The 13103-nt window shown below is 44.1% G+C and carries 12 protein-coding genes and 1 pseudogene; 8 read left to right on the top strand and 5 right to left on the bottom strand.

Translation table 11 applies throughout. The features are described 5' to 3' along the window. The 4 genes and pseudogenes from HRT75_RS12670 to HRT75_RS12655 form a co-directional block, all read left to right on the top strand. A pseudogene (locus HRT75_RS12670) lies at positions 1 to 598 on the top strand (phytoene desaturase); the annotation flags it as partial. A 14-nt stretch (positions 599 to 612) separates the two neighbouring features. Continuing rightward, entirely contained in the window at positions 613 to 1455 is an 843-nt protein-coding gene (locus tag HRT75_RS12665) for a phytoene/squalene synthase family protein (RefSeq protein WP_272833447.1), read from the top strand. Between the two features lie 2 nt (positions 1456 to 1457). Then, positions 1458 to 1907 carry a sterol desaturase family protein gene (locus tag HRT75_RS12660; RefSeq protein WP_291187374.1) on the top strand — a complete coding sequence of 150 codons (450 nt, stop codon included), beginning with the start codon at positions 1458 to 1460 and terminating at the stop codon, positions 1905 to 1907. 2 nt (positions 1908 to 1909) lie between these two features. Continuing rightward, entirely contained in the window at positions 1910 to 2626 is a 717-nt protein-coding gene (locus HRT75_RS12655) for a lycopene cyclase domain-containing protein (RefSeq protein ID WP_291187372.1), read from the top strand. Here HRT75_RS12655 and HRT75_RS12650 read toward each other — a convergent pair. The 3 genes from HRT75_RS12650 to HRT75_RS12640 form a co-directional block, all read right to left on the bottom strand. Beyond that, positions 2593 to 3201, bottom strand: coding sequence for a TlpA disulfide reductase family protein (locus HRT75_RS12650; protein WP_291187369.1), 609 nt, complete (start codon positions 3199 to 3201; stop codon positions 2593 to 2595). The genes HRT75_RS12655 and HRT75_RS12650 overlap by 34 nt on opposite strands. Before the next feature lie 51 nt (positions 3202 to 3252). Further along, a complete protein-coding gene (locus HRT75_RS12645; RefSeq protein ID WP_291187366.1) occupies positions 3253 to 4320 on the bottom strand; it encodes a hypothetical protein in 1068 nt (355 codons plus the stop codon). A gap of 69 nt (positions 4321 to 4389) precedes the next feature. Next, positions 4390 to 5055 carry a Crp/Fnr family transcriptional regulator gene (locus HRT75_RS12640; protein ID WP_291187363.1) on the bottom strand — a complete coding sequence of 222 codons (666 nt, stop codon included), beginning with the start codon at positions 5053 to 5055 and terminating at the stop codon, positions 4390 to 4392. Positions 5056 to 5189: 134 nt separating this feature from the next. On the opposite strand from HRT75_RS12640, the gene HRT75_RS12635 reads away from it, so the two are divergent. The 3 genes from HRT75_RS12635 to HRT75_RS12625 are packed head-to-tail and all read left to right on the top strand — an operon-like array spanning position 5190 to position 8464. Then, on the top strand, positions 5190 to 6548 hold the full coding sequence (locus HRT75_RS12635) for a Gfo/Idh/MocA family oxidoreductase (protein ID WP_291187361.1): 1359 nt from the start codon (positions 5190 to 5192) through the stop codon (positions 6546 to 6548). 3 nt (positions 6549 to 6551) lie between these two features. Continuing rightward, positions 6552 to 7619, top strand: coding sequence for a galactokinase family protein (locus HRT75_RS12630; protein ID WP_291187359.1), 1068 nt, complete (start codon positions 6552 to 6554; stop codon positions 7617 to 7619). Further along, entirely contained in the window at positions 7619 to 8464 is an 846-nt protein-coding gene (locus HRT75_RS12625) for a sugar phosphate nucleotidyltransferase (RefSeq protein ID WP_291187357.1), read from the top strand. Before HRT75_RS12630 ends, HRT75_RS12625 begins: the two co-directional genes overlap by 1 nt. Positions 8465 to 8514: 50 nt before the next feature. Here the strand turns inward: HRT75_RS12625 and HRT75_RS12620 are convergent, their stop codons facing one another. Both HRT75_RS12620 and HRT75_RS12615 read right to left on the bottom strand, forming a co-directional pair. Next, positions 8515 to 10779, bottom strand: a complete 2265-nt coding sequence (locus HRT75_RS12620; protein ID WP_291187355.1) for an aconitate hydratase — start codon at positions 10777 to 10779, stop codon at positions 8515 to 8517. A 172-nt stretch (positions 10780 to 10951) separates the two neighbouring features. After that, entirely contained in the window at positions 10952 to 12088 is a 1137-nt protein-coding gene (locus HRT75_RS12615) for an acyltransferase (protein ID WP_291187353.1), read from the bottom strand. Between the two features lie 24 nt (positions 12089 to 12112). Between HRT75_RS12615 and HRT75_RS12610 the strand changes: the two genes are divergently transcribed. After that, on the top strand, positions 12113 to 13103 hold a 991-nt coding region (locus tag HRT75_RS12610), incomplete at its 3' end, for a hypothetical protein (protein WP_291187351.1).

The raw sequence follows: 13103 nt of genomic DNA, 5'->3' as shown, positions 1-13103 counted from the left end.
CCAGTATTCTGAGAATTATGGGAAGAAGAAGACCTTTGCACCTTCTGCTCTACTGTTCTATGTTGGCTTTGAAAAGCCCATTGAAAATGTTGAGCACCATACCTTATTTTTTGACGTGGATTTTGAAACCCACGCCCACGATATCTATGATGAACCTGCTTGGCCAGAGGAACCTTTGTTCTACGCCAGCTTCCCTTCTAAGACTGATGACAATGCAGCTCCAGCGGGAAAAGAAGCAGGTATTTTCTTGATTCCGTTAGCTCCTGGGTTGGAAGACACGCCAGAGATGCGCGAAAAATATTTTGACATTATTCTTACACGCTTGGAAAAATTGACGCAGCAAGAAGTCAAAAAATACGTTATCTTTAAAGAGTCCTACTGTGTAAATGACTTCATTGAGGACTACAATTCTTACAAGGGAAATGCGTATGGGATGGCAAATACCTTGCTCCAAACGGCCTTTTTAAGACCCAAGTTGCGTAGTAAGAAAGTAAAAGACCTATACTTCACTGGTCAACTCACCGTACCAGGGCCCGGAGTTCCTCCGTCCCTTATTTCAGGAAAGTTGGTAGCCGGTTTGATTGAAATTGACCATTAGTACTCTATTGCAGCATGAAAGCAACATTTGACATCGTTTCCAACCTCTGTAGCCAAAAGGTGACCAATGCATACAGCACCTCGTTCTCCTTGGCCACGAAGATGCTCGCACCGAGTATCCGACAAGATATTTACAATATTTATGGTTTTGTTCGCTTTGCGGATGAGATCGTGGATTCCTTCCACGACTACGACAAAGCCGTGCTTTTTGACCGCTTTTCTCAAAGCTTAGAAGATGCTCTGCACGACAAAATCCATTTGAATCCAATCCTCAACGCCTTTCAGCATACCGTACACAAGTACAATATCCAAAAGTCGTCTATTGATGCCTTTATGAAAAGTATGCGTTTGGATTTGACCAAGACAGAATATTTAACAGATGCAGAATACAAGGAATACATCTACGGTTCTGCGGATGTGGTTGGCCTAATGTGCCTAATGGTTTTTGTTAAAGGTGATCTGGAGCGCTATGACGCTTTAAAAGAGTCTGCGATGCACTTGGGGTCTGCTTTTCAAAAAGTAAACTTTCTGCGTGACTTAAAGGCTGATTTTGAAGGCCTGAGCAGAACCTATTTTCCGAACACCAACCTCAGCGCCTTAGATGAAGACGCCAAGAAAAGAATTATTGCAGAAATCGAGGAAGATTTTGCAAAAGGCTATCAGGGAATATTACTTTTGCCAACAGAAGCGAAATTTGGTGTATTTATGGCTTACCGCTATTACCGACGCCTGCTTAAAAAGCTTTACCGAACTCCCGCTATGGAAATCAAGAACAAGCGGATCAGAGTTCCCAATTACGAGAAGTTCGGGTTGTTGACCCGTAGTTATGTGAAATATCAATTAAAATTAGTTCGATAGCAATGGATATTCTGCTTTGGATATTGGTCTTTTTGGCCACCTTTTGCACTATGGAATTCATGGCCTGGTTTACCCACAAATATATTATGCACGGTTTCCTTTGGGTCTTGCACAAAGATCATCACCACAAGGATCACGGCAGCTGGTGGGAACGCAATGACGCCTTTTTTATCTTTTACGCCGCTGTGAGTATCGGATGCTTCATCGCTTGGCAATACTACGGATTCTGGGCGGGGCTGCCTATAGGACTAGGGATCTTCGCATACGGATTCACTTACTTTATGGTGCACGATATCTTCATTCACCAAAGATTTAAGATGTTCCGCAACGCCAACAATTGGTATGCGCGCGGTATTCGCAGAGCACATAAGATCCATCACAAACACTTAGGCAAAGAAGACGGTCAGTGTTTTGGGATGCTACTTCCGCCGCTCAAATACTTTAAAAAATAACGATGCAGTACCTGTACCTATGGTTAAACTTAGGTTCATTTATTGTTCCCTTCCTGTTTAGCTTCCACCCGCGTTTAAAGTTCTACAAGCGTTGGAAAGGATTCTTTCTGGGAGTCTTGGTGATGATGGCCGTATTCATTCCATGGGACATAGCCTTTACAGTTAATGGTTTCTGGGGATTCAATCCGGATTATCTAAGCGGAATCTATTTGTTCAACCTTCCCCTGGAGGAATGGTTGTTCTTTATCTGCATTCCCTACGCTTGTATCTTTACCCACTACGCACTTATTGAGCTCATGCCCAATGTGAAGTTGTCTAAAAGGACCACTGCTGTAATTTATACGCTTCTCGCTGCTGTTTTAGTGATTGCGCTCTGGTATACCAATCACCTTTGGTATACGGCAGTGAACTTTAGCTACGCATTAATTGTACTAGGAATAGTCTATAATTGGAGGCCAGAATTATTCAACAGATTCTTTTTGACCTATTTAGTGATCTTGATTCCGTTCTTTGTGGTCAACGGAGTTTTGACGGGAACAGGAATAGACGAGCAAGTGGTTTGGTACAATAACGATGAAAACCTCGGCTTGCGCATGGGCACTATTCCTGTTGAAGACACCATTTACAATCTTGGAATGCTTTTAACAGTCCTAGCTATTACTGTTTATGTCTCTGGACCAGCAACTCAACGCGTGAGCAATTCTTCTAAAAACGCATAGAACTCTGGATCATTCCAGGCTTTGGCCCCTGTTTCTAAAAGGACCACCTTCCCTAATTTATCAATGACCGCTGTTGTGGGCAAAGAATTACTTCTAATGACCTCTGGCGCCTGATAGCTTTGAATGTAGACGGGCAGCTCATAACCCTTCTTATCCATAAAGCCTTGTAGTTTCTCTGGAGTTTCTCCGGAGACAAAATAGAAATCCACACGATCTGCGAATCGATCATACAATTCTTGCATGGCCGGCATCTCCGCTATGCATGGTGGGCACCAAGTTGCCCAAAAATTCACCAAAACCACTTTGCCTTTTGACTGCTCAAAATTCTCCGAGGCTCCTGCCAAAGTCTGCAAGGGCCAGTTATAGGTGTCTAAGTTGAGTTGCTCCTCGTCTGGCAAGCTATCTGGAGCAAAAGCAAACAGCCGTTGAATCCCGGCTTTAATAGGAGTTCCCGTTTGAGGCACGATCAACAGAACTATCAGCAACACCATAAGTATATTGCTCCATTGTTTCTTAAAAAAGGTCTGGTCTAATTTCATGAATAGGTAGTCCAAAAATAAGTCGATTCCTTGCATAAAAAAAGTCCCGCTTTTCAGCGGGACTTCACTACAAAAATGTATTACTCCTTAATTTCGAGTAACTGTGATCGAATTGGAAAGGCTAAAGCAGCCTACCAAATCGCTGGCATTATTGCCAGGCATTGCGCCTTCTAGGCCGTCCTCAAAGCGCAAGTACCAGATTAGGCATACTCCTACACCAGCAGCGTCAAAGTCAACTGCTTCAAGAGCTGCCATTGTTGGTGGCAATCCTAAGATGTTACCAGCATCGTCAGTGATTACCCAAGTTGAATTCGTTCCGGTTTGCGTACCGTCTAAGGTGATTCCGCTAACCATGTCTGGGGTTCCATCTACAGTGAAGGTAAATGGCCCTCCGCTGATCATCCCTCCGTTTGGTGCGTTACGCACAACCTCAATAGGGTTAGATAAGCTAAAGTCTCCTTCTAGATCGTTGGCGTTAAGACCAACTTCTGCTCCGACTAGACCGTCTTCAAAGCGCAGGTACCAGATCAAGCAAACTCCACCTCCGGCGCCGTCAAAATCAACACCTTCTAAGGCTTCAAGAGTTGGTGGCAATCCTAGGATGTTTCCAGCGTCATCAGTTACTACAAAACTTCTGTTAGTCCCTGTAGCGGCTGGATCCGTGCTAATTCCACTAACAAAATCAGGACTTCCGTCAACACAGAATTCAAAAGGACCACCCATCAAAACACCAGCATTAGGAGCTGCGTTTCTGTTTACAGTGATCGAGTTCGATAAATTAAAAGTACCAGTAAGGTCGTTGGCGTTTGCTCCTACTTCTGCTCCTTGAAGATCGTCTTCAAAACGCAGGTACCAAATTAGACAAACACCTACACCAGCACCGTCAAAGTCAACACCTTCTAGCGCTTCTATCGTTGGTGGCAATCCCAAGATATTTCCGGCGTCGTCAGTGACTACAAAAGTTCTGTTGGTTCCAACCGCATCAGGATCTGTAGTAATGCCGCTTACAAAGTCAGGGTTTCCGTCTACCAAAAAGGTAAATGGACCACCTTGGAGAGTTCCAGCATCTGGTGCTGGAGTATTGTTGTCGTCATCATTGCTGCAGGCGGCAAAAAGCAAAGAAGCGAACAACAGGCTAAAAATTTTTCTTTTCATGATTATAGTTTTTAATTACCGATACAAAATTAGTTCGGCCTCATATAAAGAAATGTCAGCAAGCTTACACTAAGCAGAAAATTTTAAACGAATCTCGTTTCTGCTAAAGTCAATAAGCTCTTCAGCCTTGAATTTATTCATAATGGAATTCAGCGTGGGTCTTGAAGTTCCCAGCAATTTGGCGATGTCTTTTTGAGTGTACGGATGCTTGATCACGGTATCCCCGTTATAAGGACAGCAATAGCCGTAATCATCTGCCAGCTCTTTCAGGAATTCTTTGACGCGTGTTTCTGCGTCCTTATAGAGAATAAGATCCAAGCGACGCTCCAAACGCTTCAATCGGAAACCGATCAGCTTATAGATCCTGAAACTAAAACTGCGATTGTCTCGCATGAGTTCGTGCATGGTTCGAACATCTACAGGGCAAATACTGGTGCTGCCCAAGGCTTGCGCAAATTCATCGCGCTTCTCTTCACCTAAAATAGCTTTCTCGCCAAAAAGTTCGCCTTTGGTTAAAATGGCTTTGACCATTTCTTCGCCATCTTCTGTGTAATAACCGAGTTTTACACGGCCTTCTTCTATCAAATAGACCTTACTGGCACTATCTTCTTCAAAGTAGATATAGTCTTGTTTTTTGTAGGTATTGAAACTGTGATCTTTCTTGAATGCTTTGAATTTATGGGGGCAAAGCATGGAAAACAGGTTAACCTCTTCAAAGAACCAAAGCGTCTTCATAGCAATTATTTTTGTAGTGTCTGAGTCAATGCCAAGGTATTGACCACGGTTAGTTATCTGTTTTAGACGCAGCTTTTTCTGCTTACTTACAAGACGCAATGAAATATGGTTAACTTTGTTTAAAACCACACCGAATGAGTAGTCGTAGAGAATTTGTAAAAAAGAGTGCCCTGATTGGAACGGGGCTGGCTCTTGCTCCTAGTTTTACCTTTGCACAAGACCTGAATCCGTTAAAAGACAAACTTCGCGTAGGTCTTATTGGCGTTGGACTGCGAGGCACCAATCACTTGCAAAACCTCTTGTATAGAAACGATGTAACCATAGTGGCCGTTTGCGATACCGATACCCGCAGAATGCCTGTAGTAGAAGAACTTTTGCAAAAGCACAATCACCCGGCAGTAAGACAATTTACGACCCATGAGTACGACTACAGGAATCTACTCGCGATGCAAGATATTGACGCGGTGATTATTTCTACGCCTTGGCTTTGGCACACCCGCATGGCTAAGGACGCTATGAAAGCTGGGAAGTATGTCGGTTTGGAAGTCTCTGCAGCCAACACCATGGAAGAGTGCTGGGATCTGGTCAATATTCATGAAGAGACGGGATCTCATTTAATGATCTTAGAGAATGTATGCTACCGCCGAGACGTGATGGCTGCGCTAAATATGGTGAAGCAAAACGTCTTTGGAGAGCTACTGCATTTTCGCTGCGGATACCAACACGACCTGCGTTTTGTAAAATTTAATGACGGTAAGACTGCCTATGGTAAAGGTGCGGAATTTGGAGAAAAAGGAATTTCGGAATCTGCGTGGAGAACACAGCACAGCTTACTGCGCAATGCCGATGTATACCCAACTCATGGTTTAGGCCCTATTGCTACCATGTGTGATATCAACCGTGGTAATCGATTGGTGTCTATCTCCTCTATGGCCAGCAAAGCGGTTGGACTCAATAAATATATAGTGGATGTAGGCGGAGCGGATCATCCCAACGCCAAACTCAAGTGGAAACAAGGCGATGTGATCACTTCCATGATCAGCACTTCCAATGGAGAAACCATAATTGTGACTCATGATTGTAACTCACCACGTCCCTACTCTCTTGGCTTTAGAGTTCAAGGTAGCGAAGGACTGTGGGAAGTTGATGGAAGTCGAATGTATATAGAAGGCCAGTCAGACCCGCATCGCTGGGACGAGGCTCAACCTTGGTTGGACAAATACGATCATCCGCTTTGGAAGAAGTACGCGGATAGAGCCACAGGTTCCGGTCACGGCGGTATGGACTTCTTTGTGCTACACGCCTTTGTAGAATCGGCCAAACGCAATGCAGCGCCTCCTTTGGACGTTTATGACGCTGCCGCATGGAGCGCAGTAACTCCGCTTTCTGAGGCTTCTATTGCCGCGAACGGAGAAGCCCAAGAATTCCCAGACTTTACCCGTGGAAATTGGGTAAAGCGCAAACCTTGGAACTGGAATAGCGATCAATTTTAAAGGATGACGACTGTTAAAGCCCCTGCACGTGTTTGCCTCTTTGGCGATCACCAAGATTATTTAGGATTGCCCGTCATTGCTTGTGCCATTAACAGGTACATCACTTTTAAGGCTGAGCCCAATGAGACCCAAGCCTTGAACTTTGAGTTCATCGATCTTAAAAAAACAAGAACGCTATCTTTAAAAGAGGATCTCAATTCCTTTGAGCCGCAAGATTATATTAAATCGGGTTTGAAGGTGTTGGATAAGGTTGGTGTACAACTCTCTAAAGGTTTTGACATCGAAATTAGCGGCGATATTCCCATCAATGCTGGATTGAGCAGCTCTTCTGCCTTTGTGGTGGGATGGCTCACTTTGGTGCTAAAATTGACTGACCATTTGGATCGATTCGGTTCCGCAGAAATTGGCCATATGGCCTACCAGGCCGAAGTGGAAGAGCACGGACAAGCCGGCGGTAAAATGGACCAATATACCTCAGCCATTGGAGGAACCATCTACATCAACACCCGAGTGGATAAAACTTTTGAACCCTTAAGACTCCCTTTTGAAACATTGATCATTGCCAGTTCGGGAGTTCCTAAGACCACTCTTGAAGGACTCAGAAACTTAAATGAACGCGCACATCAGGCTATTGCTCAGGTCAAAGCACATGTTCCTGATTTCAATCAATACACCCATCATTCGGCGGATAATTTTGTGGATCACGTAGCTGACGATTTAAAGGACATCTTTATTGCAGCCTACGGAAATTATAAAAACACACGCGCTGCCTTTGACTGTATACAAGGTCAAGACGCTGATATCACAGCTATAGGAAACTTAATGAATGAGCATCACAGCATCCTGAAAGACTTGCTCAAGATCACGACTCCAGAGATAGATCGTTTGATCTCCGCCGCAAACAAGGCGGGCGCCCTGGGTGCTAAAATCGTCGGTTCTGGCGGTGGTGGTTGTATTGCCTGTATTCCTTCCGAAGGGAAAGAAGAAGAAATTATGAATGCGCTTAGAGATGCAGGAGCTGTTGAAGTATTTGAGGCGCGGGTATCCAAAGGCGCTAAAGATCTTGCCTGATGAAAACACTAGTCATTTTAGCCGGTGGCGCATCCAGCCGCATGAAAAAGTCACAAGCCAGTGCAGGTTTAAGTGCTGCGGAAGTAGCTGCGGCAAACGTCAGTGCTAAGTGTTTGATTGTTTTGCAGGGCGATAAGCGTCCGGTGCTTGATTACATCATAAAAAACGCGCAGGCTGCCTACTATTCTGAAATTATTTTAATCACTTCTCCTCAAAACGATAGCTTCAAATCGTGGTATGGCGATAATACTTGGAATAAAGAGCGACTTGGTGTTACTATTAAATTTGCTATTCAACACATTCCCGAAGGCCGTAAAAAACCCTATGGAACAGCTGATGCCCTTCAACAAGCCATGGATCAATACCCTGAGCTTAAGGAAAAGGAATTCGTTGTTTGTAACAGTGATAATCTTTATTCAGCCGATGCACTTAATCAATTACAAATCACTGCTGCCAGAAACGCCTTTATAGCTTATGATAGAAGTGGTTTAGATTTTCCTGAAGAGAAGATTGCGAGATTTGCTTTATGTCGATTGAATAAACGGAATGAATTAATCGACATCATCGAAAAACCAAAACTTGAAGAACTGGAAAACTACCGCGATAAGACTGGTACTCTAAGGGTAAGCATGAATATCTTCAAGTTTAATGGCGCCGATCTTTACTGGTGGCTTGTAGATTGCCCGGAAAACCCTGAACGCAAAGAAAAAGAACTTCCCACCGCCATTTGGTTAATGATTCGTAACATGTTTAATGCATCAATGCTCGGTATACCTTTAAAGGAACACGTCCCCGACTTAACCACTAAAGAAGACATCGCGATTTTTAGATCACAATTGAAATAAAAAAACCCGAAGCGTCAACTTCGGGTTTTTCAATATTGAGGCGCTTTTAATTAAGCGTTCTGTTTTTTGATAAGGTTCAAAGCAGATCCTTCACGGTACCACTCAATTTGAGCAGCGTTATAGGTGTGGTTCGCCATGATAGTATCCTTAGATCCATCTGCGTGAACAACTTCTATGGTTAGTGGCTTACCTGGAGCAAAGTCCGCAATATCCACAAAGTTGAAAGTATCATCTTCTTGGATCAAATCGTAATCTGCTTCATTTGCAAAAGTCAATCCGAGCATACCCTGCTTTTTCAAGTTGGTCTCGTGAATACGTGCAAAAGACTTCACCAATACCGCAGCTACTCCTAAGTGACGTGGCTGCATAGCCGCGTGCTCTCTAGAAGATCCTTCTCCGTAGTTGTGATCTCCAACCACGATAGTGCGAATCCCTTTGGCCTTGTAAGCACGTTGGGTATCAGGTACTCCTCCGTACTCGTCATCCAATTGGTTCTTTACAAAGTTGGTCTTTTTGTTATAAGCATTCACCGCACCGATCAAGGTGTTGTTGGCAATATTGTCTAAGTGACCACGGTAACGCAACCATGGACCCGCCATGGAAATGTGGTCTGTGGTACACTTCCCGAAAGCTTTGATCAAGAGCTTCACTCCTTGCAGCTCACTGTCTTGAATAGGCTCAAAAGGAGTAAGCAGTTGCAAACGCTCAGAAGTTGGGCTTACCACGACGTTGATACCGCTTCCGTCCTCAACAGGCTCTAGGTATCCTGCATCTTCTACATCAAATCCTTGAGGAGGCAATTCCAGTCCTTTTGGCTCGTCTAGCTTCACCTCAACACCATCCTCATTGATCAGAGTGTCGTTTACAGGATCAAAGTCCAAACGTCCAGAGATCGCAATTGCAGCAACCATTTCTGGAGAACCTACAAAGGCGTGAGTGTTCGGGTTACCGTCTGCACGCTTAGAGAAGTTTCTGTTAAAGGAGTGCACGATGGTGTTCTTCTCTTCTCCAAGGAGATCCGAACGGTCCCACTGTCCAATACATGGACCACAAGCGTTGGTAAAGATGGTCGCTCCTAAGTTTTCAAATACACTTAGTAAACCATCGCGCTCTGCAGTAAAGCGAATCTGTTCCGATCCTGGATTGATTCCAAAATCACTCTTTGGTTTTAATTTTTTGTCGATGGCCTGCTGGGCGATACTTGCAGCTCGGGTCAAATCCTCATAAGAAGAGTTGGTACAAGAACCGATCAATCCCCACATTACGTTCAATGGCCAATCGTTCTCTTTTGCCTTAGGCCCTAACTCTCCCACTGGGGTCGCTAAGTCTGGCGTAAAAGGTCCGTTCAAGTGTGGACGCAACTCCGAAAGGTTGATCTCAATCACTTGATCAAAATATTGTTCTGGATTCGCGTATACCTCAGGGTCTCCTGTTAAGTATTCACGGATCTTATTGGCTTCATCAGCAATTTCCTCACGATCTGTAGCGCGCAAGAAACGCTCCATAGCATCGTCATATCCAAAAGTAGAAGTCGTAGCACCGATCTCTGCTCCCATATTACAAATGGTTCCTTTTCCAGTACAAGAAAGGTTGGTAGCTCCAGGTCCGAAGTACTCTACAATAGCTCCAGTTCCTCCCTTAACGGTAAGGATACCTGCTACTTTCAAGATCACGTCTTTAGAAGCGGTCCATCCGTTGAGCTCTCCGGTCAATTTAACACCGATCAGTTTTGGAAATTTAAGCTCCCAAGGCATACCCGCCATTACATCTACAGCATCAGCTCCACCAACTCCAACGGCAACCATTCCTAAACCACCCGCGTTCACAGTGTGAGAATCGGTACCGATCATCATACCTCCAGGGAAGGCGTAGTTTTCTAAAACCACTTGGTGAATAATCCCTGCTCCCGGCTTCCAGAAACCAATTCCGTATTTGTTGGATACAGACTCTAGGAAATCAAATACTTCACTACTGGTCGCATTGGCGCGTTTTAAATCTGCTTCAGCGCCTTGTTTGGCCTGGATCAAGTGATCACAATGTACCGTAGTTGGCACAGCAACTTTCTGCTTACCGGCCTGCATGAATTGCAACAAAGCCATTTGCGCCGTAGCATCTTGACATGCGATGCGGTCTGGAGCAAAATCAACATAATCCTTTCCACGAACAAAAGGTTCGGAAGGCATCCCATCCCAAAGGTGAGCATAAAGAATTTTCTCGGCCAGCGTCAAAGGCTTGCCAGTAAGTGCTTTTGCAGCATCTACCTTCTGCGCCATCTGCGCATAGGTATTTTTTATCATGTCAATGTCAAATGCCATATGTGTCTATTTTTTTGGAAGTGTTGCGAAAATACAAAAAATTCGTTTGATTTTTATGTCCGATATGCCCTGAACTTAGCCGTATAGTTACGATTTGCGGGAATGATAAATTCCGAATTAAAAATTGAACAACCTCTAAATTTCTTGGAGTCTTTATTGCTGACTTAGCAATCTAAGGGGCTTGAAAATAGCGTTTTACCAATCGGTGGTCTCTTAAATTCATCATCGGGCGCTCGTAAATTCGATACAAAACATAGGAAGCCACAAAGGTCAAAGCCAAATAAGCCAAGACATAAACCCCTTTATCAATTAGGGATAGGCGCTCAGTAGGCAAGAAATATTTAAGCAGTTGTAGCACCACAGAATAATGCAATAAATACATGCTGTAGGAGATCAAACTGATGCGGGTTACAGCACCTCTAATAATTCTCGGAGCTGTTTTCCAGGCGCTGAGAAAAGGTAAAAACAACGCAATGACTACAGAACAGAAAGGCAAATAACCCACATTCCAAACCCAAGGATGACTGTCTATAAACCAGCCTAACATGGGAATCCCAAAACTGATCAGCAGCATACCAAGAACTCCTAAAAGGAAAAGTATCCAGCGGTTACGCGTCCAAAAATCGGCAAAGTATTGAGCGGCATAGGCCCCGAGCATGCCGTAAAAGATCGCGTCCAAACGATAGATCATGACCGCTTTGAGTTCAGTGTTCCAAAAGATCATATCCGATTCGGCCACTTGGGTTTGATAAAACACTTTAGTCAACAAACCAAACACAATCATCCCTATTGCTGTGAAAAGAAAGGCTTTGTGTGCTTTAAGCTTGAAGAACTTCCAAAGCGCCCAAGTCAAAATCGGCGCCAGCAGATAGGTAAATTCCTCTATGGGTAAACTCCAAGATTCTGTAAAGAAAATGTCCATGGAACTAAAGGCATTCTGAAAGAACAAAAAGTACTTCCAAAGACCGTCGGGCAATTCGCGTCCCATAAAAAGGACAATCCCAATATTGACCAAGAGGATCAAATAATAATTGGGCAGGGTTCTAAACCAACGCCGTACCCAAAAGTAGGTCACGCCTTGCTTATTGTATCCTTCACTGAACTGCCTTAAAAGAATCCTTCCAATTAAGAATCCGCTTAAAACAAAGAAGATCTCCACGCCCAAGACGCCCATAAGTCGCAAAAGTTCGCTAGGCAAGCCCGGCAATTCGGGAACTATCCATATAGCATGAGAAAATACTACAAATAAAATAGCAACCGCTCGCATCAGGTCTAAACCAAAAATACGCTTGGAGTAATCTATTTGCATAAAGGAATATATTTGTAAGTAGCTATGCGCATAAAAGTACTTAAAATAATTGTCTGGCTTTCATTAGCCGCTGTACTTGGTGGAGGTCTGTATTATTTGCAGCTTTCCAACCGGCACAAGGCCATTGTAAAAACCACCCTGCTCTCTATATTAGGCTTGAGTGGAGATTGGCAAGTGAGCTATGGCGCGCGGCAAACAGACTTTTACAGCCCGCTATTCTATGTGGACAACATTTATACTTCTATGGAAGGGCCAAAAGCCATGCGCGGTTTTCAGATCAATCCCGCAGACAGCAGCCTGGTCTGGGTCAATGGATTTGAGACTTCCGTTATGGCCGCGGATGGTATCACGGAACTCTCCAAGGACTTTATGTGCCACACCAATATGGACTATTACGATCAAAGCTATTATTCCAAATGGCAGATCCCCAATAGAATTGGAAGCAATTACCCGCGTTTGGCCACTTTGACCAATGGAATGGAATCCTATAATTATCCTGAGGGGTTCGGATTCCCAATTCGCGCTGATGAATACCTCTATTTATCCACACAGGTCTTAAACCACAATTTAAAAGGTCCCTTATTTGGGCTGAGGCATAAGGTGAGTATATTTCATGAGGCTGATGGGCCTGAGCTAAAGCCCTTAAGACCCTTGACCGTCTTTATGATGTTGCCCTATGATCCTTTGTTTCCTTTTGATAACGAGGCTGCAAAGGACGACCCAAGCGTTTGTATTCCCGTAGAGACCAAGAACCACAATTATGAAGATGCCAATGGCGTGCGCCGCAGCGGACATAGGGTGGTATTCCCAGGTCAACAAACTTATCGTAACGACATCACGGCGCAATTAGAGATCAAAGACAGCTTGCAAGTGCATCATATTGCCACGCATTTACATCCTTACGCTACTGGTCTGAAACTCATCAACACAACTACCAAAGAGTTGTTGTTTCATGCTCAGGCTGTGAATCACAAGGATCGGGTGGGTTTAGAAAAAATTGTTGAATACAGTGACG

It is taken from the genome of Gilvibacter sp. (genome assembly GCF_013214815.1).
GTDB lineage: Bacteria > Bacteroidota > Bacteroidia > Flavobacteriales > Flavobacteriaceae > Gilvibacter.
This window is presented reverse-complemented; position numbering and strand designations above follow the sequence as displayed.

Bases quoted from the DNA above. Each gene is read 5' to 3' on its own strand.
- HRT75_RS12665 (WP_272833447.1), top strand. From the start codon at position 613: ATGAAAGCAACATTTGACATCGTTTCCAACCTCTGTAGCCAAAAGGTG.
- HRT75_RS12660 (WP_291187374.1), top strand. From the start codon at position 1,458: ATGGATATTCTGCTTTGGATATTGGTCTTTTTGGCCACCTTTTGCACT.
- HRT75_RS12655 (WP_291187372.1), top strand. From the start codon at position 1,910: ATGCAGTACCTGTACCTATGGTTAAACTTAGGTTCATTTATTGTTCCC.
- HRT75_RS12650 (WP_291187369.1), bottom strand. From the start codon at position 3,201: ATGCAAGGAATCGACTTATTTTTGGACTACCTATTCATGAAATTAGAC.
- HRT75_RS12645 (WP_291187366.1), bottom strand. From the start codon at position 4,320: ATGAAAAGAAAAATTTTTAGCCTGTTGTTCGCTTCTTTGCTTTTTGCC.
- HRT75_RS12640 (WP_291187363.1), bottom strand. From the start codon at position 5,055: ATGAAGACGCTTTGGTTCTTTGAAGAGGTTAACCTGTTTTCCATGCTT.
- HRT75_RS12635 (WP_291187361.1), top strand. From the start codon at position 5,190: ATGAGTAGTCGTAGAGAATTTGTAAAAAAGAGTGCCCTGATTGGAACG.
- HRT75_RS12630 (WP_291187359.1), top strand. From the start codon at position 6,552: ATGACGACTGTTAAAGCCCCTGCACGTGTTTGCCTCTTTGGCGATCAC.
- HRT75_RS12625 (WP_291187357.1), top strand. From the start codon at position 7,619: ATGAAAACACTAGTCATTTTAGCCGGTGGCGCATCCAGCCGCATGAAA.
- HRT75_RS12620 (WP_291187355.1), bottom strand. From the start codon at position 10,779: ATGGCATTTGACATTGACATGATAAAAAATACCTATGCGCAGATGGCG.
- HRT75_RS12615 (WP_291187353.1), bottom strand. From the start codon at position 12,088: ATGCAAATAGATTACTCCAAGCGTATTTTTGGTTTAGACCTGATGCGA.